This is a genomic window from Bradyrhizobium aeschynomenes (genome assembly GCF_013178945.1).
Lineage (GTDB): Bacteria > Pseudomonadota > Alphaproteobacteria > Rhizobiales > Xanthobacteraceae > Bradyrhizobium > Bradyrhizobium aeschynomenes.
The window spans coordinates 96,410-118,090 of record NZ_JABFDM010000015.1; the positions used below are offsets into that span (position 1 = coordinate 96,410).

Here is a 21,681-nt window from a genome sequence, read left to right on the forward strand (position 1 = left end):
CGGCCCGTCAACGCCGGAAGCTCTTGATCTCGGAGACGCTGCCGTCGCGGTAGGTCAGCTCGACCGAGACGAACTTCGTCGCCGGCGGCAGCTTGAGGTAGGGCATGGCGTTGGAAGGGATCGCGATCGGATCGCGCATGTCGCAGCCAGGCATGTTCAGCACCTTGTCCGGCACGGCGCTGTCGATGCCGATGCGCACCTCGCGGATCGCGCAGCGGTACGACATCAGATGCGTGTAGTAGACCAGCAGGCCGTTGAACTCGCGGAACGACAGCCAGCTGGTCGCGGTCATATCGAGGATCTTGCGCTGGTCGCGCACCAGCGCAACCTCAGGCTCGAAGCGAATCGGAAACGGCCCCTGCATCTCGCCTGACGCATCGACATAGCGGACCTGGATGGTGCCGGCCGGCGCATCCGCGGGCAATTGGATCGAGGGATTGGGCATGCGCTTTCGCGTGCGCGGATCGAGCACGTCCATGAAGCCGGTCTCGCGGAAATCTCCGCTCTCCCCCATGCGCCAGGAAATGCCGAGCGTCGGATCGGCGATCGAGAAGGTGACCGTCCAGCCGCCATTGTGGCGCGAGAACATCGCAATCGGCGCGTTCAGGATCTCGTTGGCCGGAGGAATGCGCGGCGCGGAGACGGGAGGAAGCGCCGCAAGCTTCTGCTGCGGCTCGGCGGGCTTGTCGGCGGCGGCCGGCCCCTTTGCCACGCCGTTGAGGAAGACGTCGTCGACCATCTGGTCGAAATAGACCGGGATCTGCTTGTGACGCACGGTCTCGGCGAGCTCGCTGACCGCGCGCCGAGTTCGCTGCGCCACCTGCACCAGGTTGACGCCGGGCTGCGTCAGCTCCTTGGCGAAGGTGCGCGTGAACACCGAGTTCGGATTGGCGTCGTCGTTCGAGAGCCGGTCGAGCGCCGTCTGCCGAGGACCAGCCGAGAACACCGAGAACACGCCCTCGGGCAACTGGGTCATCGGCGCGAGGCCGCCGGCACCTGCGACCGCGCGCGTGCCCGAACGCTCGAACGGATTGTTGCGGCAGGCGTCGAAGACGAGAATCGAGGTGCGCGCCTTCTTGTTCTGCAGCCGCTCGATGATGCGGTCCGCGAGGATCGAGGCGTCGCGCACCAGCTCTTCCTGCCCTTCAGTCGCAGCCGGCACGTCAGTCGGCAGCAGGAAGTTCTGGCCCGCAATTTCGAATCCGTGGCCGGCGTAGAAGAAAAATGCGGTGTCACCAGGCTCGACGGCGTTGTCGAACGTCAGCAATGTCTGGCTGAACTGCTGGCGATTGAGATTCTCCGCGACCATCACGCTGAAGCCGAGCTGCTTCAGCGTATCGCCCATCGTGCGTGCGTCGTTGACGGCCTTCTGCAGCTTCGGAACGAAGCGGTAGTCGTTGTTGCCGATCACGAGCGCAACGCGCTTCTCGGCTTGTGCGGCGGCTGGCGCCAGAACCACCACCAGCACCGCCAGCCCGCACGCCAGCCACGTCCGCATCGATCTCATCGTTCGTCCCTGCTTTCATCGCGTGGGCTGCCGCCTTCGATAGTCGGCGGTACGCCACCCCCGGTTCATGCCCGAACCGCCTGCGGCCGCTCCTCCCCGCCGAACACACGCCGCAATTCCGTCGACAATTCGACCAGAGCGCTTTCCGCGACCGGCCGCCAAGAGCTTCGGAGCACCCGAATACGACAGCTCGACGACAGGTTGCCTGCAAATAATGCAAAAACATTAAGCTTTTTCGGCACTTCGTCCCCCTCTTCCATTGACTTTGCGGGATTCGCCCCTATCTTCCCGTTCAGCGCGGCCGGGATCGGATCCGATTCCCAAACATTGACCGCGGGTCAGCGTAAGTCAGAACACCCCCAGCTTCCTTAGAGCATGCCGTTTCGGGGTTGAACGCGACCACAGCCTTTTACCCCTCGATTCCTAACGGCGGCGTCGAATAGAGGCCCCGTCGCCTGTTGGCGCGTGACACAGAGGCTCGATGTCCTTTTCCAATCTCGGCTTGTCCGACAAGGTGTTGGCTGCAGTTGCGGCCACCGGTTACACCACCCCGACCCCCATCCAGGAACAGGCGATTCCTCACGTATTGGCGCGCCGCGACGTGCTCGGCATCGCCCAGACCGGCACCGGCAAGACCGCCGCTTTCGTCCTGCCGATGCTCACCATTCTCGAAAAGGGCCGTGCCCGGGCGCGGATGCCGCGGACCCTGATCCTGGAGCCGACGCGCGAGCTGGCCGCCCAGGTCAAGGAGAATTTCGACCGCTACGGCGCCGGACAGAAGCTCAACGTCGCCCTCCTGATCGGCGGCGTGTCCTTCGGGGACCAGGATGCCAAGCTGACCCGCGGCGTCGACGTCCTGATCGCCACCCCCGGCCGCCTGCTCGATCACACCGAGCGCGGTGGATTGCTGCTCACCGGCGTCGAGCTCCTGGTCATCGACGAAGCGGATCGCATGCTCGACATGGGGTTCATTCCGGACATCGAGCGCATCTGCAAGCTCGTCCCGTTCACCCGCCAGACGCTGTTCTTCACCGCGACCATGCCGCCGGAGATCCGGCGCATCACCGAGGCCTTCCTGCACAATCCGCAGAAGGTCGAAGTGTCGAAGCCGGCGACGACGGCGGTCACCGTCACGCAGCTGCAAGTGCCCTCGGGACGCGAGGCGCATCAGAAGCGCGAGGTGCTGCGCAGGCTGTTGCGGGACGCCAAGGATCTCAACAACGCGATCATCTTCTGCAACCGCAAGCGCGACGTCGCCATCGTTCACAAGTCGCTGCAGAAGCATGGTTTCAGCGTCGGAGCCCTGCACGGCGACATGGACCAGTCGGCCCGCACCGCCGCGCTCGATCAGTTCCGCAAGGGCGAGCTGCCCTTGCTCGTGGCCTCCGATGTCGCGGCACGCGGCCTCGACATTCCCGAAGTGAGCCACGTCTTCAATTTCGACGTTCCGCACCATTCGGATGACTACGTCCACCGCATCGGTCGTACCGGCCGCGCCGGACGGACCGGTACCGCGATCTCGATCGTCTGCCCGGCCGAGCAGAAGTCGATGGTCGCGATCGAGAAGCTGATCGGACAGAGCATTCCGACCATCGAAGGCGACTACGAAGTAACCGAGGCCGCGCGCGATGAGGATACGCGTGAGCGCCGTCCGCGCGACAGCTCCCGCCGCAGCCGCGGCAAGACTCCGCGTGAGCGCGAGCCGCGTGAGCCCCGTGAGCGCGAGCACCGTGAACGTGAGCCGCGCGAGCCGCGTCCCTCCGCCGCCGCAGCGCCGCGCTCGGCCCAGCCCGCCTCACCTCGACCCGCACCCAGCGCCCGTAGCGAGCAGCCTCGCAACGAGCAGCCCCGCAATGAACCCCGACGGCCACGGCGCGACCACGACAATGAGCCAGCCGATCATTCGCATCTGCCCGCGTTCCTGCTCCGCCCGGTCCGCGCGCCGCTTCCTTGAACGGTCCAAGCTCCGGGCTCCGCCAACGGGGACGCTCGGAGTTCCGGCTCGTTGTCTTCTGCTGGTCTCACATAAGTTATTCGATCGATCGCGAGTGCAGCGCGATCGTGTCCGAGTCCGCGTGCTGGCAACGCTCAAGCAAGGCTGGCGGCGCACTTATGCAACTCATTGAACATATGAAATGACGGCCATCCTGTAAGCGTCGCTTGACGTTTGCCCGTGACTCTACGGCCGTATTTACCCCTGGTTCACACACGTCCTTTAGCTTGGCCGGCATTGTTTAAATTCATTGCTGTGACGGCGACGCGGGCGATTGGGGAGAACCTGTTGTGGTCAATGCGCTTGATGAACACGAACGCACGATAGCCTTCGCCGAGGTCGCGCTCAGCCAGATCAAGACGTTGCGTCACGCGGCCAACCCGCGCAACTACGAGATCTGGTACGTCTATGCGACGGGCTACAACGCGCAGCTGAACGAGATCATCAACGGAACGCTGTCCCGCAACGGCAAGCTGTCCCAGGCCGATCTCGACCAGCTTTATGAATCCTATCTCGCGCATCTCAAGACGTCGGACCGCATCGACAAGGTCGGCGCGCGCGTCGTCGGCGAGATCGACGACCTGATGACCATGATCACGGACGCTCTCGGCAGGACCGCGAGCTACGATGCGAGCCTCGCAGGCGCCGACCGGATGCTCGCCGCGGCCAACAGCCGCGAGCAGCTTGTCGATATCATCGAGGCGCTCGCGCATTCGACCAAGCAGATGCGGGAGACCAACCGGGTTCTCGAGGAGCGACTGTCGCTGTCCAAGGACGAGATCAGCGGACTGCAGCACAGCCTCGAAGCGATCCGGGCCGAGAGCCTGACCGATCCGCTCACCGGCCTCGGCAACCGCAAATATTTCGACCGGATGATCGAGACGACGGTGCAGACGGGGCTTGCGACCGATCAGCCGTTGTCGCTCCTGATGTTCGACATCGACCACTTTAAGTCGTTCAACGACTCCTACGGTCACCTCACCGGCGACCAGGTCCTGCGCCTCGTGGGAATGACCCTGAAGCACGCCATCAAGGGCCAGGACATCGCCGCGCGCTACGGCGGCGAAGAATTCGCGGTCGTGCTGCCGAACACTTCGCTGCGGCAGGCCTTGACCGTCGCCGACCAGATCCGCCGCGCGGTGACCGCGAAGGAGCTGAAGAAGAAGTCGACAGGTGAGATCCTGGGCCGCGTCACCATTTCGGTCGGCGTGTCGATGCTCCGCGCCGGCGACGACACCGATGCGCTGATCGAGCGCGCCGACGCCTGCCTCTATGCCGCCAAGCGCGGCGGCCGCAACAAGGTGGTGTGCGAGAGCGATCCCGAATATGCGGCAGCCACGCGCGGCCAGGTCGCCTGACGGTAGCCGGCCAGCCGCGTTCTCAGCACCATCAGCGCGTTCGCGAAGCGGCCGCGCTGCGCGTCTTGCGGCCGGTCGCGGCCGCCTTGCCGACGCTCTTGGCAGCCTTCCGCGTCTTGGCAGGCTTCGCCTTCTTCGCTGCCTTCTTAGTCGCTCCGAGCTTCGCCTCACCTGCGGTGGGCCTGCTGCGCGACGCTCCGCGCTTCGTCCTGGTCCGTTTGCTCAGGGCGGCCCTCTGGGCCGCCGCAAACGCCTCTCTTGCCCACATCGCAAAGTCGTCGGTGTCGTCGAACAGATGCGCCGGCACCTGCCAGTACGACCGCACGGTCATGGTCCGCGCGCGCGTTTCGTACGAAAACGGCTTGGATCCTGCGGCCTCGAACTTCCCGAAGCTCGCTTCGTCGGCCCGCAGATAGAGGCCGCTGCGCAGTGCCAGCGCAAAGTTGATGCCGTCCGCAGAGATCCCGAAACCAGAAAACATCCGCCGGATCGTGACCGGACCGAAGCCCGCGAACAGATCGATCAGGAACTCGCGGTCCATCGCGACACCTCCCGCCAACACCCAGTTGCTCCCTGGGGTTTGTCGGTCGGGAGCGTGGCGCGTGTCAATGTCCGGAACGCGACATGTCCGAATGCCGTCCCGGCTGACGGCGAACGGTCACACCTCGGCCGGCTTCAATTGTACCGACTCGCCGCAGCCACAGGCGCTGATCTGGTTCGGGTTGTTGAAGACGAACTGGGCCTGCATCTTGTCGGCCTGATAGTCCATCTCGGTGCCCAACAGGAACAGCACCGCCTTGGGATCGACGAGGATCTTGACGCCCTTATCCTCGACGACCTCGTCGGTCGGCCGGACGTCGTGGGCATATTCGACCGTATAGGACTGGCCGGCGCAGCCGCCGTTCTTGACGCCGACGCGCAGGCCGATGATCTCGGACTCCGCGCGATCGGTCAGCTCGCGGATGCGCGTGGCTGCCGCATCGGTCAACCGCATCACCTGCGGACGGGGCCGCGGCTTGGGCTTGCTGGCAACTGGCGTGTTCGTCATATCGGTCATCTGGTCAATCCCGGCGTTCGATCAATCCCGACCGCCATTCAAACTTCGTGCCTCACCACATATTGAGCACGAGGCGTGCCTCGTCGCTCATCCGGTCTGGCGTCCATTGCGGCTCCCAGACGATGCTGACGTTGACGATGCCGACGCCCGGGACACTCGCAATCGCGTTCTCGACCATCGTCGGCAGCTCGCCGGCCGCCGGACAGTTCGGGGTCGTCAGCGTCATCAGCACGTCGACGCTGCGGTCGTCCTTGATGTCGACCTTGTAGATCAGGCCCAGCTCGTAGATGTCGGCCGGGATCTCCGGATCGAACACCGTCTTCAGCGCCGCGATGATTTCGCTGGAGAGCCGTTCGGTCTCCTCCATCGGCAGCGCCGAATGAGTTTCGATAGACTGAGTTTTGACGTCGGCGGTGTCGGTCATGCAAACAAATCCTGCGCCTTGATCAATGCCTGTACCAGCTGATCGACCTCTTCCCTCGTATTGTACATGCCAAACGAGGCCCGGCAGGTCGCGGTGACGTTGAATCTCTCCAAAAGCGGCATCACGCAATGCGTGCCGGCCCGCACGGCGACGCCCTGGCGGTCGATCACGGTCGCGATGTCGTGGGCGTGCGCGCCCTTCATCTCGAACGAGATCACCGGCCCCTTGCCCTTGGCGGTGCCGATCAGCCGCAACGAATTGATCTCGCGCAGCCGCTCTTGCGCATATGTGAGCAGGTCGTGCTCGTGCGCGGCGATGCGCTCCTTGCCGACCGAGTTGACATAGTCGATGGCAGCGCCCAACCCGACTGCCTCGACGATCATCGGGGTGCCCGCCTCGAACCGGTGCGGCGGATCGCCATAGGTGACGACATCGCGCGAGACCTCGCGGATCATCTCGCCGCCACCATTGAAGGGGCGCATCGCGGCGAGCAGATCGTATTTGCCGTAGAGGACGCCGATGCCGGTCGGCCCATACAGCTTGTGGCCGGTGAAGACGTAGAAGTCGCAGTCGATGTCCTGAACATCGATGGCCAGATGCACCGCCGCCTGACTGCCGTCGACCAGCACCGGAATGCCGCGCGCGTGCGCGATGCGCACGACCTCCTTCACGGGGACGAGCGTGCCGAGCATGTTCGACATCTGCGTGATGGCGACCAGCTTGGTCTTGTCGGTCAGCAGCTTCTCGAACTCGTCGATCAGGAAGTTGCCGTCGTCATCGACCGGGGCCCACTTGATCACCGCCCCCTGGCGCTCGCGCAAGAAGTGCCACGGCACGATGTTGGAATGGTGCTCCATGATCGAGAGCACGATCTCGTCGCCCTCGCCGATGTTCGGCCCGCCCCAGGACGACGCCACGAGGTTGATCGCCTCGGTCGCGTTGCGGGTGAAAATGATCTCCTCGCTGCGCCGCGCATTGAGGAAGCGCGTCACTCGCTCGCGGCCGCCCTCATAGGCTTCGGTTGCCGCATTGGCGAGATAATGCAGGCCGCGATGCACGTTGGCGTATTCGCTGGTGTAGGCCTGCGTCATGCGGTCGAGCACCGCGCGCGGCTTCTGCGCCGAGGCAGCGTTGTCGAGATAGACCAGCTTCTTCCCATAGACCTGCAGCGCCAGCGCCGGGAAGTCCTCGCGGATGCGGGCGACGTCATAGGAGCCGTTGGTGACGGCCGGATGAGTGCTCATGCGCGCGCCTCCATCCAGTCCTGGGCGGAAGCGATGACGCGCTCGCGCAAATGGTCGTCCTCGATCGCCTCGATGGCCTCACCGACGAAGGCCTGGATCAGCAGCGCCTGCGCCTGCTTCTCGGGGAGACCGCGGGCACGCAGATAGAACAATAGGCTGTCGTCGAGCGCGCCGGCAGTGGCGCCATGTCCGCAGGAGACGTCGTCAGCGAAGATCTCGAGCTCCGGCTTGCTGTCGGCCTCGGCCTCGTCGGACAGCAGCAGCGCCCGCGTCATCATCTTGCCATCGGTCTGCTGCGCGTCCTGGCGGACGATGATGCGTCCCTGGAACACGGAGTGCGCGCGATCATCAAGCACGGCGCGAAAATTCTCACGGCTGGTGCAGCCGGGCACCGCGTGATCGACCACCAGCGTCATGTCGCCATGCTGCTTGTCACGCAGCAGGTTGACGCCGTTGACGATCAGCTCACTGCCTTCGCCTGCCATCGTGAAGAACGCCTGCAGCCGGCTGACGGCGGCGCCGCTGGTCATGTTGAACAGGTTGAGCCTGGACTTGGCGCCAATGGTGAACAGTTCGGACGAGACGTTCACGGCATCAGAGGCATCGCGCATCAGCCGGACATGCGACAACTGAGCCTCGTCGCCGACCCACACCACCGCGGCATCGTTGGCTTGGTAGGCGGCGGCGCCGGCGGCGGCGATCGCGCTCTCGACCAGAGTCACGCGCGCGCCCTGCCCGACCCGCACATGCGAGCGGCTGTAGCGCGCCGCCTTGGAGGCGGTGGCGACGTGAATGAGTTGCAAAGGCGACGAGAGCTGCGTGCCGTCCGCCACCGTGACCACGACGCCGTCGGTCACGAGCGCCGCGTTCAGCGACAGCATGGGATCGCTGGTCTTGGTGAGCAGCAAGTCGGCACGGGAGTCATTGGACTGCTCGTCGAGCACCGCGCGCAACATCCGCACCGTCACGCCGGAAGGCAGTGCCGCGAGATCCGACAGATCGGTGGCAACGACGCCATCGACCAGCACCAGCTTGGTCGCGCCTTCGATCGCAGCCTCTGCAACCGCGGCCTTCGCCCGCGCCAGCGCCGCCGCGTCGGGCGCGCCTGCCAGCGGCAGCACGTCGCGCACCAGCGCGCGCAGATCGGTGTACTTCCATTCCTCGATACGCCGGTGCGGCAGGCCGGTGCGCTCGAAGGCCGCAAAAGCATCGCGCCGGATCTCCGCCACCTTGCCGGTGCCGGGCAGCCGGCCCTGGGCGGCAGCGAACACGCTGCTCGCCGCCGGACCGCTGTCGTTCTTGACCAAAGCTACGTTCATCACAGATCCATTCAGGCCAGCGATCAGGCCGCGTCTTCGAACTGGGCGTAACCGGACGCCTCCAGCTCGAGCGCGAGCTCCTTGCCGCCGCTTTTCACGACACGGCCCTTCGACATCACGTGAACGACGTCGGGCACGATGTAGTTCAGAAGCCGCTGATAGTGGGTGATCACGATCATCGAGCGCTCCGGCGACCGCAGCGCATTGACGCCGTCGGCCGCGATACGCAGCGCGTCGATGTCGAGGCCGGAATCCATCTCGTCGAGGATGCACAGCGACGGCTGGAACAGCGCCATCTGCAGCACCTCGTTGCGCTTCTTCTCGCCGCCGGAGAAGCCGACATTGACGCCGCGCTTGAGCATGTCCTGCGGGATGTTGAGCGACTTCGAGATCTCGCGAACCTTCTTCAGGAAATCAGGCGTCGAATACTCCTCCTCACCGCGCGCCTTGCGCTGCGCATTCAGCGCGGTGCGCAGGAACGTCATGGTGGCGACGCCGGGGATCTCGACCGGATATTGGAACGCCAGGAACACACCCTTGGCGGCGCGCTCGTCCGGCGCCATGGCGAGCAGATCCTCGCCCTTGAACAGGATCTCGCCGCCCGTCACCTCATAGCCGGGCTTGCCGGCGATGACGTGGGACAGCGTCGACTTGCCGGAGCCGTTCGGCCCCATGATCGCGTGCACCTTGCCGGCGTCGATCGTCAGCGTCAGTCCGTGGAGGATCTCGCGTTCCTCGACGCGGACCTGAAGGTTCTTGATTTCGAGTAGTGCCATTGTTTTCTCTTCTGTCTGTTCCTCGTCCTCTCGGAGCGCCGCCGGCGCGTCTCGAAGGACCGAGGCCCACAAAGCTGATGCTTGCAGGAGGCCGCCCGGTGGCCTCCTCGCGATACGGCCTTAGCCGACCGATCCCTCGAGGCTGATCGAGATCAGCTTCTGCGCCTCGACGGCGAACTCCATCGGCAGCTGCTGCAGCACGTCCTTGACGAAGCCGTTGACGACGAGCCCGACCGCCTCTTCCTGCGAAAGACCGCGCTGGATGCAGTAGAACAGCACGTCCTCGGAGATCTTGGACGTGGTCGCCTCGTGCTCGAACGTGGCCGAGGAGTTCTTGGCCTCGATGTACGGCACGGTGTGCGCGCCGCATTTGTCGCCGATCAGCAGCGAATCGCAGGCGGTGAAGTTGCGCGCGTTGGACGCCTTGCGATGCGCCGTGACGAGACCACGATAGGTGTTCTGCGAGCGGCCCGCCGCGATGCCCTTGGAGATGATCCGGCTGGTCGTGTTCTTGCCGAGATGGATCATCTTGGTGCCGCTATCGACCTGCTGATAGCCGTTCGAGATCGCGATCGAATAGAACTCGCCGCGCGAATTGTCGCCGCGCAGGATGCAGCTCGGATATTTCCAGGTGATTGCCGATCCGGTCTCCACCTGGGTCCAGGAGATCTTCGAGTTGTTGCCACGGCAGTCGCCGCGTTTGGTGACGAAATTGTAGATGCCGCCCTTGCCTTCCGAATTGCCCGGATACCAGTTCTGCACCGTCGAATATTTGATCTCGGCATCGTCATGCGCGACCAGCTCGACGACCGCCGCGTGCAGCTGGTTTTCGTCGCGCTGCGGCGCCGTGCAGCCTTCGAGATAGCTGACGTAAGCGCCCTTGTCGGCGATGATGAGCGTGCGCTCGAACTGGCCGGTGTTGCGCTCGTTGATGCGGAAATAGGTCGACAGCTCCATCGGGCACCGCACACCCGGCGGCACGTAGACGAACGAGCCGTCGGAGAACACAGCCGAGTTCNCCGCACACCCGGCGGCACGTAGACGAACGAGCCGTCGGAGAACACAGCCGAGTTCAGCGTCGCATAGAAATTGTCGGACGTCGGCACCACGCTGCCGAGATATTTCTGCACGAGCTCAGGGTGCTCGCGAATGGCCTCCGAGATCGGCATGAAGATCACGCCGGCCTTCTTCAGCTCCTCCTTGAACGTCGTCGCCACCGACACCGAATCAAACACGGCATCGACCGCGATCTTACGCGTCTCGGGGCTACCGGCGCCGGGCTTCGGCTCCACACCCTCCAGGATCGCGACCTCGCGCAGGGGGATGCCAAGCTTCTCATAGGTCTTCAGGATCTCCGGATCGATCTCGTCGATCGAGGAGAGCTGCTTCTTCGGCTTCGGCGCCGAATAATAATACAGATCCTGGAAGTCGATCTTCGGGTAGTCGACGCGCGCCCAGGTCGGCTCCTGCATGGTCAGCCAGCGGCGATAGGCCTCCAGGCGCCATTCGAGCATCCAGGCGGGCTCGTTCTTCTTGCCCGAGATGTAGCGGATCGTGTCTTCGGAAAGCCCCTTGGGGGCCTTCTCGGATTCGATGACGGTCTCGAACCCATATCGATATTGATCGACGTCGATCCGCCTGACGCGGTCGACTGTCTCTTGTACGGCTGGCATTCCATCCTCCGCTCGCGGTTTCAAGGACCGCGGTGGACACGTTCTGGAACCGTCTTACGACGTTTCGCAGACGAAATCACGCCCTTAGAATCGCTCAAGCGCTGTTTCGTCACGTCCTTTAAGTAGGGTCAGGGACAACTTTCGCCAAGCCTGCAGACAGCGATCCACCTCCGCATCCGTCGTGGACCAGCCCAGACTGAGGCGCACCGCTCCCTGCGCGGCCGAAGGACTGACGCCCATGGCCTCCAGCACGTGAGAGGGCTGGACCTTGCCGGAGGAGCAGGCCGAGCCGGAAGATACTGCAATACCTTCGAGATCGAAGCCAATCACCGCCGTCTCGGCCTTCAGACCTGGCGCGGTGAACAGCGTGGTGTTGGGCAACCGCGCCGCCTGTGCGGAAAATACCGTCACGTTCTCTGTCTGCCGGAGCCCGGCTTCCAGCCGGTTGCGCAACGCCGAAACGCGCAGGTGCTCGGTCTCCAGGGCGGCCAGCGCTGCGCCAGCCGCCGCGCCGAACCCGGCGATGCCGATCACGTTCTCGGTTCCAGCCCGTCGCCCACGCTCCTGACCGCCGCCGCGCAGCAAAGGAATGACGTCGTCGACACCGGCGCCCAACACCAACGCGCCCACCCCCTTGGGGCCGCCGATCTTATGCCCAGAAAGGGTGACAAGATCTGCACCTATCCCATTGATATCCAGATGAATTTTTCCGAACGCCTGGATCGCATCGACATGCAGCAGGCCGCCCCCGCGGCGAACGATCCCCGCAACCTCCGAAATCGGTTGAAGCACGCCGGTCTCGTTGTTGGCGGACATCACGGAGACCAGTGCCGGCGGGCCGCCCGCCAGAAGCGTGTCCAGGCCGCAGAGATCGACTACGCCGGACGAATCGACCGGGATGGTCTGGACTGCCGACGGCGCGAACCGACCGCCCGCGAGCACCGAGGCATGCTCGGTTGCCGACACCAGCAGCCGCTCGGCCGGCCCTGCGGGGGCTTTGAGCCCCGGGCTCAAAGCGAGGACGTTGGCCTCGGTCCCCCCTGAGGTGAGCACCACCCGGCGGGCCACCGTTCCGAGGCCGCGGGCGATCACCTCGCGGGCTTCCTCCATCAACCGCCTGGCTTTGCGGCCCTCGGCATGAACCGAGGACGGATTGCCGAGAAGATCCATGGCGGCGAGCATCGCCTGCCGCGCTTCGGGGCGCAGCGGCGTCGTCGCGTTCCAATCGAGATAGATCCTGTCGGCCATCGTCCGTTCTTAGCAAGTTGCACTGCGACCGGCCATCGCGGCCATCCCGCGATGCTGCTCTGGCGCAAGGCGACGTGGTAACGTCGCATATCGGGATTGAGATAGCGGCTGCGCCACCATGAACAAGCTCGTCGTTTCCGTTTTGAGTTCCGTCTCGCGTCCAACCGATCGCATCTTCTACGCGGCCGTCGCCGCGATCTCGCTCGGCACCGGCCTCGTCAACGCCTTGTCAGCCGCGCAGGATGCCGCGAAGCGCGGTGCGATCTATGATGTACGCACGCCGCTGCTGTGGGAAATGACGAGCATCGTCGCGATCATCCTGCTCGCGCCGCTGCTGCTCCTCGCCGTCCGCACCCTTCGCCGGCGTCCGGCCGGGTCCGTCCGCATCGCCATCGCACTCGGCGCGATCCTGGCCTTCTCCGCGCTCCACATCGCCGGCATGGTGAGCTTGCGTAAGCTCGTGCTGTGGGCAGCCGGCAGCAGCTACGATTTCCATGTCTCGCTTGCCACCCTGGTCTACGAGTTCCGCAAGGACGTGCTCACGGCGATCCTGATCGGAGGCGCGCTCTGGCTGTTCGATCGTGCCTACGACGCAGCGGGCCGCGCAGAGGCGCCGAGCGAGGAGCGCCCGGCATCGGCGCCAGCCTCGCTGTGGCTGCGCGACGGCGCGAACCGCGTCCGCATCGTGCCGGCCGATATTCTCTGGGTCGCGTCCGCCGGCAACTATGTCGAATACGCCATGGCCGACGGCCGTCAGCACCTCGTCCGCGGCACGCTCTCGGCCGTCGAGACCGAGCTCGCCTGCTTCGCACTGGTGCGCATCCACCGCGGCCGGCTGGTCAACATGGCCAGGGTCACAGCGCTCTCGGTCCTGCCATCGGGCGAGTTCGGCCTGACCTTCGACACCGGGCAATCGGTCCAGGGCAGCCGTCGCTATCGAGGCGCCGTGGCCCATCTGGAGCGAATGCCGGCGGCGCGCTGAAACGGCGGCGTGGAGAATTGTGAAAACTCCAGCATTTTCATTGGATTGCAAAGGCATCCGGGTGGTCGACAGCAGCACCGGTCCCGCGAACCTGCAGCAGCGGCGACGGCCGCATTCGCCTCACAGTCCCCTTGCCGGGCGTTGAAAACCCTTGCTTTTTGCCCCGCGCGGCATGCTAGAAGGCCAACTTCCAGTCACGCCAGCGCCACTCCGTCCAAGCGCACGGAAGGCGCTCGATCACCACTTTTTCTGCTGATGTCGTCGGCGAGGCGCCAGATGAAGCACGGACGAAGTCGGTCGACGCTCTGCCAAGGATTCTCTGATGCCTGAAGTCATCTTCAACGGTCCGGCGGGCCGCCTCGAGGGCCGTTATCACCCGGCCAAGCAGAAGAACGCGCCGATCGCGATGATCCTGCATCCGCATCCGCAGTTCCATGGCACGATGAACCATCAAATCGTGTATCAGTGCTACTACGCTTTCGCGCATCGCGGCTTCTCGGTGCTGCGCTTCAATTTCCGCGGCGTCGGCCGTAGCCAGGGATCGTTCGATCACGGCACGGGTGAACTGTCGGATGCCGCGTCCGCGCTCGACTGGGCGCAGACCATCAACCCGGAAGCACGCGCCTGCTGGGTCGCCGGCTTCTCATTCGGCGCCTGGATCGGCATGCAGCTCTTGATGCGCCGCCCGGAGGTCGAGGGCTTCATCTCGATCGCTCCGCCCGCCAATCTTTACGACTTCTCGTTCCTCGCGCCCTGCCCGTCCTCGGGCCTCATCGTGCACGGCGAGAAGGACGCGGTTGTTCCGCCGAAGGACGTCAACACGCTGGTCGAGAAGCTGAAGACGCAGAAGGGCATCGTGATCGACCAGCAGGTCATCCCCGGCGCCAACCACTTCTTCGACGGCAAGCTCGAGCCGCTGATGGAAACCATCACGGCCTATCTGGACATGCGTCTCGCCAATGTGAGGTGAGACTGGCGCGCGCCGTTGCGAACCCCGATGTGTGACAACAATTCGGGCCATCTCGCGCGCCGTTCGAGGATCGGAGATGAGACGCCGCACATATCAAGGCGCCTCTCTCCTTGGCGGAGAGGGCCAGTCACGTACCGGCCGACATTTTCCAGCGCCGCGATGACGGACAAAATTGATGCGGTTCGCCGGGACGACTTAGTGAGCCAAACATCGTCACATTGAAGACTGCGGGTCCGGCACAGTCGTGAGGCTCAACCGCCGATCAGTCCGGGGTCGATGCCCCCCGTTGTGGCGGCTCCAGAATGACCGGAGCGCGGCCACGTGACGATCGAGTGACGATGTTACTGCCGGTCCCGAGGCGCCGTCAAATGGGTCGGCGTCGCATCCACCACTAGCGCTTTTCGTTCAGCATCGGGAAGCCGCGCTGATGCCAGACCGGATAGGCGGCGGGGATGTCGCTGGCGGCATCGAGCGTAGCCACCTGCTCCGCCGTCAGGCTCCAGCCGACCGCGCCGATGTTCTCGATCAACTGACGCTCGTCACGAGCGCCGACGATGATCGTCGACACGGTCGGGCGCTGCAGCAGCCAGTTCAGCGCGACCTGCGGAATGGTCTTGCCGGTCTCCTTGGCGACGCCGTCGAGCGCATCGACGACGCGATACAGCCGCTCCTCCTCGAAATGCGGCCCGGTGCCGGCGATGTCGTGGGCGCGGGTGCCGGGCTTGGCAGGCTGGCCCCGGCGGATCTTGCCGGTCAGCTTGCCCCAGCCGAGCGGGCTCCACACCACCGCGCCGACGCCCTGGTCGATGCCGAGCGGCATCAGCTCCCATTCATAGTCGCGGTTGAGCAGCGAGTAGTAGGCCTGATGCGCGACGTAGCGGGAATAGCCGTAGCGGTCCGACGCGGACAACGATTTCATCAGGTGCCAGCCGGAGAAGTTGGAGCAGCCGATGTAGCGGATCTTGCCGGCGCGCACGAACTGGTCGAGCGTCGCCAAGGTCTCCTCGACCGGCGTGTTGTAGTCCTGGCCATGCAGCTGGAACAGGTCGATATGATCGACGCCGAGCCGCTTCAGCGAGCCCTCGATCGCCTCGATCAGATGCTGGCGCGACGAGCCGTAGTCGTTGGGGCCGGCGCCCTTCGGGAAGGTGCCCTTGGTCGAAATCAAGAGGCGGTTGCGCTTGCCCTTGATGGCCTGGCCGAGGATGCTCTCGGCAAGACCGTCCGAATACACGTCGGCGCTATCGAACATCGAGATGCCGTGATCGAGACAGACATCGATCAGCCGCGCCGCGCCCTCGGCGTCGGTGCCGCCCCAGGCCTTGAAGAAGTCGTTGCTGCCGCCGAAAGTCGCGGTGCCGAAGCTGAGCGCCGGCACGCGCAGGCCGGAATGGCCGAGACGTCGCTGGTCCATGATGGTCTCCCTCAAGTGTTGGCCGCATGAATACGCGCAGCGCCCGCCCCGGACCATGCCACACCGCGCATGGCATTGTTGCGCCCGCCTGTGATTCCCGCCGCATGTGCCTTGACCGCAGTGGTCACGGCTTGGTCTAACCGGGCGTCCCTCCTCAAGGCTCCTGGAACTTGGCCATGCGCATCGCCACCTGGAACGTCAATTCGGTCCGGCAACGGATCGAGCACCTCGTGACCTGGCTGAAGGAGTGCTCGCCGGACATCGTCTGCCTGCAGGAGATCAAGTGCACGGATGACGCGTTCCCGCGGCTGGAGATCGAGGCGCTCGGCTACAATGTCGTGACCCACGGCCAGAAGACTTTCAACGGCGTCGCGCTGCTCTCCAAACTGCCGTTCGACGAGACCAAGTCCGGCCTCGCAGGCGACGCCGAGGACGTGCATGCGCGGTTCCTGGAAGGCGTCGTCAGCCTCAAGAGCGGCGTCGTGCGCATCGCCTGCCTCTATCTGCCCAACGGCAATCCTGCGAACACCGAGAAATATCCCTACAAGCTCAAGTGGATGGCGCGGCTTCGCGACTATGCGCGTGAACGGCTGAAGACCGAAGAGCCGCTGATCCTCGCAGGCGACTTCAACGTGATCCCGGCCGCCGCCGACGTTTCCAATCCCGACGCCTGGATCGAGGACGCGCTGTTCCGCCCGGAGACGCGCGAGAGCTTCCAGTCGCTGCTCGGGCTCGGCCTGACGGATGCGCTGCGCGCGGTCAACGACGCGCCGGGACAGTACACGTTCTGGGACTACCAGGCTGGCGCCTGGCAGAAGAACATGGGCATCCGCATCGATCACCTGTTGTTGTCCCCGCAGGCCAGCGACCGGCTGGTCGAGGTCGGCATCGACAGCTATGTCCGTGCCTGGGAGAAGCCGTCGGATCACGTGCCGGTGTGGGCCGATTTCGATCTCGAGACGGCGTAGATCGAAGGACGGTTCCTGTGACGCGCTACACCCGGCGGCAAGTGTTTCCGATCGCGCTCGCGCCCCTGCTCCTCAAGCCGGCGATGGCCGCCGATCTTCAGGCCACGGTCGCCAATATCGAAATCGACAGCGGCGGGCGTCTCGGCGTGGCGCTGCTGGACACCGCAAGCGGTGCGCTCAGCGGCCATCGGCTCGACGAACGGTTCCCGATGTGCAGCACCTTCAAGGTGCTTCTGGCGGCTGCGATCCTGACCAAGGTCGATGCTGGCGCCGAGCAGCTCTCGCAGCGGCTTCCGATCACGCAAGCGGACATCCTGTCCTACGCGCCGGTCACCAAGCTGCATGTCGGAACATCGGGCCTTTCGATCGGCGAACTCTGCGAAGCGACTGTGACGCTCAGCGACAACACGGCGGCGAACCTTCTGCTTGCGACGCTCGGCGGCCCGGTCGGGCTCACGCGCGCGATCCGCGGCTTCGGCGACGCGATCACCCGGCTCGACCGCATCGAGCCTGCGCTCAATGAGAGCGTGGCGGGCGATCCCAGGGACACGACGACGCCGGCGGCCATGGCGCAGACCTTGGCGAAGCTCACGACCGGAAACACGTTGTCGGGCGCGTCGCGCGATGTCCTGAATGGCTGGCTGATCGGCTGCAAGACCGGCGCCGCCAAGCTGCGCGCCGGCCTGCCTGCCTCATGGCGCGTCGGCGACAAGACGGGCGCAGGCGACAACGGCAGCAGCAACGACGTCGCGGTGATCTGGCCGACGGGCCGTGGCCCAGTGATCGTGACGAGCTACCTCACCGAAACCAAGGCCGGTGACGACAAGCGCAACGCGGCTCACGCCGCGGTCGGCCGCGCGGTGGCGGCGGCGCTCGGCGCCTGAGCGGCGCGCCGTCCGAGATCAATCGCGCGAACCAGCGCTGCGATCGCGTCGAAGCCGGCGCGCAGCTGGCGAACCTCGCGAGCCGCGAGCCGAACGCCGACGCCAGCGCTGTCCGGCAGCAGACTCGCGGCTGCGTAAAGCTGATCGATGCCCGCGAGCGCGTCAGCAAGGCGCACACGGATCGCGGCCCGGTCGTCCATCTGCGGCAGCATGAGCACGGCTGAGCCGAACGCGCGGCGCCCGTTGAACGGCGCGCTCGTGGGATCGCGCAGATGCATGCGGTCGATCAGCAGTGGCTCCTGCCCTTGCCGGCGGACGATCAGCGTGGAATCGAGCTCGCGAAACAACCGGCCCTGCCCGTCCGGGTCATGCATGGTGAACGCGTCGGTGACGAGCGCCGAGGCATCGGTCGCACACTCCAGCTCGAGCACTTGGCACAAGGCGGCATCGGGAAACAGGATGCGCGGCTCCGGGCGATAGTCGAGCGACGCACCGTTCGCGACACGCAGCAGCGCCTGCTCCGCGGCGCGCGCGCCCGGCTCGGCGCGATGCACCGAGGTTGCGCCCTGCGTGGTGACGCAGACGGATGTCCCCGCCTGCAGCGTGAAGCGCTGCGTCAGCCGGTCCTCGCCATGGACGGCGCCGCTGCCGGTCTGCAGGATGACGCTGAGGACATCCGGCCGATGCACATCGGTGTGGAAGCTGCGCGTCAGCACGAACGGCCACGCGAACAGCCGCCGGTCGATGACGGTCCGGCCGCCGCGCCGGACGAAAGAGAGATCAAGCCGCGGCTTCTCTGGTTCTGAATCGCTCACGTGCGGAACAGCACCTCGCGCTCGAGCAGATCGACGATCGCGTCGATCCCTTCGCCGCGCCTGCAATTCGTCAGCAGCACCGAGCGGCCGCCGCGCACCTCGGCCGCTTCGCGCTGCATGCGGGCGAGATCGACGCCGACATGCGGGGCGAGATCGACCTTGTTGATGACCAGGAGATCGGCGCGGATCACGCCGGGGCCGCGCTTGCGCGGGATATCGTCGCCGCCGGCGACGTCGATCACGAACATCCAGAAATCGGTGAGGTCGCGCGAGAAGGTGGAGGCGAGATTGTCCCCGCCGCTCTCTAGCAGGATCAGCTCGACGCCGGGAAATCGCCGCTCCAATTCGTCGGCGGCCTCGATGTTGAGCGTCGGGTCCTCGCGGATCACGGTGTGCGGACAGGCACCCGCCTCCACGGCCGAGACGCGCTCGGGATCGATCAGGCCGGAGCGGCGGACGCGCTCGGCATCCTCGGCCGTGACGAGATCGTTGGTGATGACGGCAATGTCGATGCCGCGCGCCTGCAGTGCCGGGATCAGGCGCTCGACCAGCGCGGTCTTGCCGGAGCCGACGGGGCCGCCGATGCCGACGCGGGCGGCGATCATCGGGGCATCAGTGCGGGTGAGAGCGAGACGGCTCATCGCAGCATGAACCTCCTCGCCAGCGGCACGGTCGTCGCGGGCGGGCACATCAGCAGCTTGCCGTCGGCGCGGACCTCGAAGGTCTGCGGATCGACCTCGACATGCGGCATCGCTGCGTTTCGGACCATGTCCGTCTTGCGCAGCCGGCGCACGTTCTTGATCTGCACGGTCTCACGTCCGAGCCCAAGCTTGGCGCGGATGCCGGCGTCGACCGCGAGCTTGGACATGAAGTTGACGCCGAGCCGCTGCGGTGCGGCGCCGAGCGCGCCCCACATCCGCTTCTGGATCATCGGCTCCGACAGACCGAGGCTGCCATTGCCATCGCCCATCGCGGCCCAGACCGGAAAGCCGTTCTTGATCACCATATAGGGCTTGAGGCCGAACGAGGCGCGGGGCCACAGCACGAGATCGGCCATCTTGCCGACCTCGATCGAGCCGACGACATGATCGATGCCGACCGCGATCGCCGGATTGATCGTGAGCTTGGCGACGTAGCGCTTGATGCGCTCATTGTCGGCGCGAACTGTCGTCTCCTCTTGCAGGCGGCCGATGCGGTCCTTCATCACGCTCGCAAGCTGCCAGCATTTGGCGACGTTCTCGGCGAGCCGGCCCATGCCCTGGGTGTCCGTGCCGAAGATCGAGATCGCGCCCATGTCGTGCAGAAAGTCTTCTGCGGCCATCGACTGCGCCCGCACCCGCGCCTCGCCGAACATGACGTCCTCGGGGGCGTTGTAGTTGAGCTGATGGCAGATCATCGTCATCGGCACGCCCTCCTCCATGCCATAGGAGGTGTAGGGATTCGTCGGGTTGGTCGACGACGGAATCACGTTGGGCCAGGACACGACCTTGAGCAGGTCGGGCGCATGGCCGCCGCCGGCGCCCTCGACGTGATACATGTGGATGGTGCGGCCATCGACCGCCGCCATCGTGTCCTCGCAGAAGCCGTATTCGTTGATCGAGTCGGTATGCAGATGCACCGCGAAATCGTGACGGTCAGCCGCGATCAGGGTCTTGTCGATCACGTCAGGCGCCGCGCCAAAATCCTCGTGGATCTTGACCGACATGCCGCCGGCCGCGACGGCCTCTTCCACGGCCTCCGGATTGGAACCACCGCGGCCGAACAGCGCGTAGTTCAGCGGCGAGAACTCGATCGATTTGAGGAAGTGGCCGAAGTTCGGGCCCGAGCCTGAGCCGACGTCGAACACCGGCCCCGAGCCATTGCCCACCATCGTCGTAGTGCCGCCGGCAAGCGCGTGATCCGACTGCTCCGGCGAGATCAGATGCGCGTGGCTTTCGATCGCGCCGGCGGTGACGATGAACGGACCGCCGGCGATCGGCGCCGTGGTGTGGCCGACCACCATATCGGGATGCACATCGGGCATGATATCCGGATTGCCGGCCTTGCCGATGCCGACGATGCGGCCGTCGCGAATGCCGATGTCGGCCTTCACGATGCCGATCACGGCGTCGACGATGGTCGCGTTCTTGACGACGACGTCAAGGGTCTTGTGCTGCGACGTACGGTGTGCCGCGACGGCCTCGCCGTCGCGCAGGTTCTTGCCGGCGCCAACCAGCAGTTCATGGCCATAGGTGGTGTAGTCGTGCTCGATCTCGGCGAGCAGGCTGGTATCGGCGAGCCGGACGAGATCGCCCTTGGTCGGGCCATAGAGCTCGGCATAAGCTTGGCGGGTGAGCGTGGCCATGGCTTTATGCTCCGAGATAGCCGCGCGACTGCGCGAGCTTGAGCGCGGCATCGCGAGCGCCGGGCGCATCCAACGGACCGTTGACCAGGCCGGCCTGGCCGCGCACGATCCGGTCGCCTGTAATCGGCACCAGCCGCACCGATTTGAACACGCCCGGCTCGAAGCGAACGCCGAGGCCCGCGGGCCGGTCGATCTTCATGCCCCAGGCGGCGGCGCGATCGAAGCGCAAAGCACGATTGACCTCGAAGAAGTGGGTATGGCTGCGCACCTGAATGTCGCGATCGCCGGTGTTGACGACGTCGAGCGTGACTGCCGGCAGTTCGGTGAACATCGCAATGTCGTCGCCGCCGGCGATGATCTCGCCGGGCACGATGTCGTCAGCCGCGGCGCCTTCTGCCGGCTGGATCGGCTCGAACAGCGCCATCACCTTGGTGCCCTCGGCGAACATGAGCTCGACATAGAGCATCGGGATCATCTGGGCGACGCCGGGCTCGACATCGTCGGTCGTCAGCAGCCGTCCCGCCATGTCGCGGATCTCGGCGTAAGGCAGATTGCGGCGCGCGGCGGTCATCACCTCATCGGTGATGTAGGCGACCGCCTCGGGATGGCTCAGCTTGATGCCCAGCGAGCGGTTGCGCCGCGCCATCTGCGCGGCGTTGAAGATGACGAGACGATCGAGCTCCGTGGGCGACAGGTTCATCATGG

General features: G+C 65.3%; 19 protein-coding genes and 1 pseudogene. 6 read left to right on the top strand and 14 right to left on the bottom strand.

Going from position 1 to position 21,681, the window contains the following annotated elements:
* Window positions 1-7 precede the first annotated feature (7 nt).
* A complete protein-coding gene (locus tag HL666_RS30425) occupies window positions 8-1,498 on the bottom strand; it encodes a caspase family protein (protein ID WP_376698632.1) in 1,491 nt (496 codons plus the stop codon).
* 490 nt (window positions 1,499-1,988) lie between these two features.
* On the opposite strand from HL666_RS30425, the gene HL666_RS30430 reads away from it, so the two are divergent.
* Both HL666_RS30430 and HL666_RS30435 read left to right on the top strand, forming a co-directional pair.
* Entirely contained in the window at window positions 1,989-3,461 is a 1,473-nt protein-coding gene (locus tag HL666_RS30430; protein ID WP_172109235.1) for a DEAD/DEAH box helicase, read from the top strand.
* A 329-nt stretch (window positions 3,462-3,790) separates the two neighbouring features.
* Window positions 3,791-4,858, top strand: coding sequence for a GGDEF domain-containing protein (locus tag HL666_RS30435; RefSeq protein WP_172131927.1), 1,068 nt, complete (start codon window positions 3,791-3,793; stop codon window positions 4,856-4,858).
* 31 nt (window positions 4,859-4,889) lie between these two features.
* Here the strand turns inward: HL666_RS30435 and HL666_RS30440 are convergent, their stop codons facing one another.
* The 8 genes and pseudogenes from HL666_RS30440 to HL666_RS30475 form a co-directional block, all read right to left on the bottom strand.
* Entirely contained in the window at window positions 4,890-5,399 is a 510-nt protein-coding gene (locus tag HL666_RS30440; protein WP_172185202.1) for a TfoX/Sxy family protein, read from the bottom strand.
* 117 nt (window positions 5,400-5,516) lie between these two features.
* Window positions 5,517-5,906: a HesB/IscA family protein gene (locus tag HL666_RS30445; protein ID WP_172109812.1), complete on the bottom strand. Its 390-nt coding sequence runs from the start codon at window positions 5,904-5,906 to the stop codon at window positions 5,517-5,519.
* Between the two features lie 61 nt (window positions 5,907-5,967).
* A complete protein-coding gene (locus HL666_RS30450) occupies window positions 5,968-6,339 on the bottom strand; it encodes an SUF system Fe-S cluster assembly protein (protein WP_172109239.1) in 372 nt (123 codons plus the stop codon).
* On the bottom strand, window positions 6,336-7,583 hold the full coding sequence (locus HL666_RS30455) for a cysteine desulfurase (protein ID WP_172109241.1): 1,248 nt from the start codon (window positions 7,581-7,583) through the stop codon (window positions 6,336-6,338). Before HL666_RS30455 ends, HL666_RS30450 begins: the two co-directional genes overlap by 4 nt.
* A complete protein-coding gene (gene sufD, locus HL666_RS30460) occupies window positions 7,580-8,902 on the bottom strand; it encodes a Fe-S cluster assembly protein SufD (RefSeq protein ID WP_172185204.1) in 1,323 nt (440 codons plus the stop codon). Before sufD ends, HL666_RS30455 begins: the two co-directional genes overlap by 4 nt.
* Window positions 8,903-8,925: 23 nt before the next feature.
* Window positions 8,926-9,678 carry a Fe-S cluster assembly ATPase SufC gene (gene sufC, locus HL666_RS30465; RefSeq protein ID WP_172109245.1) on the bottom strand — a complete coding sequence of 251 codons (753 nt, stop codon included), beginning with the start codon at window positions 9,676-9,678 and terminating at the stop codon, window positions 8,926-8,928.
* 120 nt (window positions 9,679-9,798) lie between these two features.
* Window positions 9,799-11,351, bottom strand: a pseudogene (gene sufB / locus HL666_RS30470) (Fe-S cluster assembly protein SufB).
* Window positions 11,352-11,435: 84 nt separating this feature from the next.
* Complete coding sequence (locus HL666_RS30475) at window positions 11,436-12,599, bottom strand: cysteine desulfurase family protein (protein ID WP_172185206.1); 1,164 nt, start codon at window positions 12,597-12,599, stop codon at window positions 11,436-11,438.
* A 118-nt stretch (window positions 12,600-12,717) separates the two neighbouring features.
* Here HL666_RS30475 and HL666_RS30480 point away from each other — a divergent pair, with 118 nt between their 5' ends.
* Entirely contained in the window at window positions 12,718-13,581 is an 864-nt protein-coding gene (locus HL666_RS30480) for a LytTR family DNA-binding domain-containing protein (RefSeq protein ID WP_172185208.1), read from the top strand.
* A 322-nt stretch (window positions 13,582-13,903) separates the two neighbouring features.
* Entirely contained in the window at window positions 13,904-14,551 is a 648-nt protein-coding gene (locus tag HL666_RS30485) for an alpha/beta hydrolase (RefSeq protein ID WP_006614822.1), read from the top strand.
* A 391-nt stretch (window positions 14,552-14,942) separates the two neighbouring features.
* On the opposite strand, the gene HL666_RS30490 is transcribed toward HL666_RS30485, so the two are convergent.
* Entirely contained in the window at window positions 14,943-15,965 is a 1,023-nt protein-coding gene (locus tag HL666_RS30490; protein ID WP_172185210.1) for an aldo/keto reductase, read from the bottom strand.
* 176 nt (window positions 15,966-16,141) lie between these two features.
* Between HL666_RS30490 and xth the strand changes: the two genes are divergently transcribed.
* The gene (xth, locus tag HL666_RS30495) at window positions 16,142-16,933 is read left to right on the top strand and encodes an exodeoxyribonuclease III (protein ID WP_172109255.1); all 792 of its coding nucleotides are present in this window, start codon (window positions 16,142-16,144) and stop codon (window positions 16,931-16,933) included.
* Between the two features lie 83 nt (window positions 16,934-17,016).
* Window positions 17,017-17,817 carry a class A beta-lactamase gene (bla, locus tag HL666_RS30500; RefSeq protein ID WP_246741663.1) on the top strand — a complete coding sequence of 267 codons (801 nt, stop codon included), beginning with the start codon at window positions 17,017-17,019 and terminating at the stop codon, window positions 17,815-17,817.
* Here bla and HL666_RS30505 read toward each other — a convergent pair.
* Genes HL666_RS30505 through ureB form a run of 4 tightly spaced genes read right to left on the bottom strand, consistent with a single transcriptional unit; the run spans window position 17,772 to window position 21,679 of the window.
* Window positions 17,772-18,632, bottom strand: coding sequence for an urease accessory protein UreD (locus HL666_RS30505; protein WP_172185214.1), 861 nt, complete (start codon window positions 18,630-18,632; stop codon window positions 17,772-17,774). The genes bla and HL666_RS30505 overlap by 46 nt on opposite strands.
* Window positions 18,629-19,273, bottom strand: coding sequence for an urease accessory protein UreG (ureG, locus tag HL666_RS30510; protein ID WP_172185216.1), 645 nt, complete (start codon window positions 19,271-19,273; stop codon window positions 18,629-18,631). Before ureG ends, HL666_RS30505 begins: the two co-directional genes overlap by 4 nt.
* Complete coding sequence (ureC, locus tag HL666_RS30515; protein WP_172185218.1) at window positions 19,270-20,976, bottom strand: urease subunit alpha; 1,707 nt, start codon at window positions 20,974-20,976, stop codon at window positions 19,270-19,272. The genes ureG and ureC overlap by 4 nt, the downstream gene beginning before the upstream one ends.
* A 4-nt stretch (window positions 20,977-20,980) precedes the next feature.
* A complete protein-coding gene (ureB, locus tag HL666_RS30520; RefSeq protein WP_172109265.1) occupies window positions 20,981-21,679 on the bottom strand; it encodes an urease subunit beta in 699 nt (232 codons plus the stop codon).
* Window positions 21,680-21,681 lie beyond the last annotated feature (2 nt).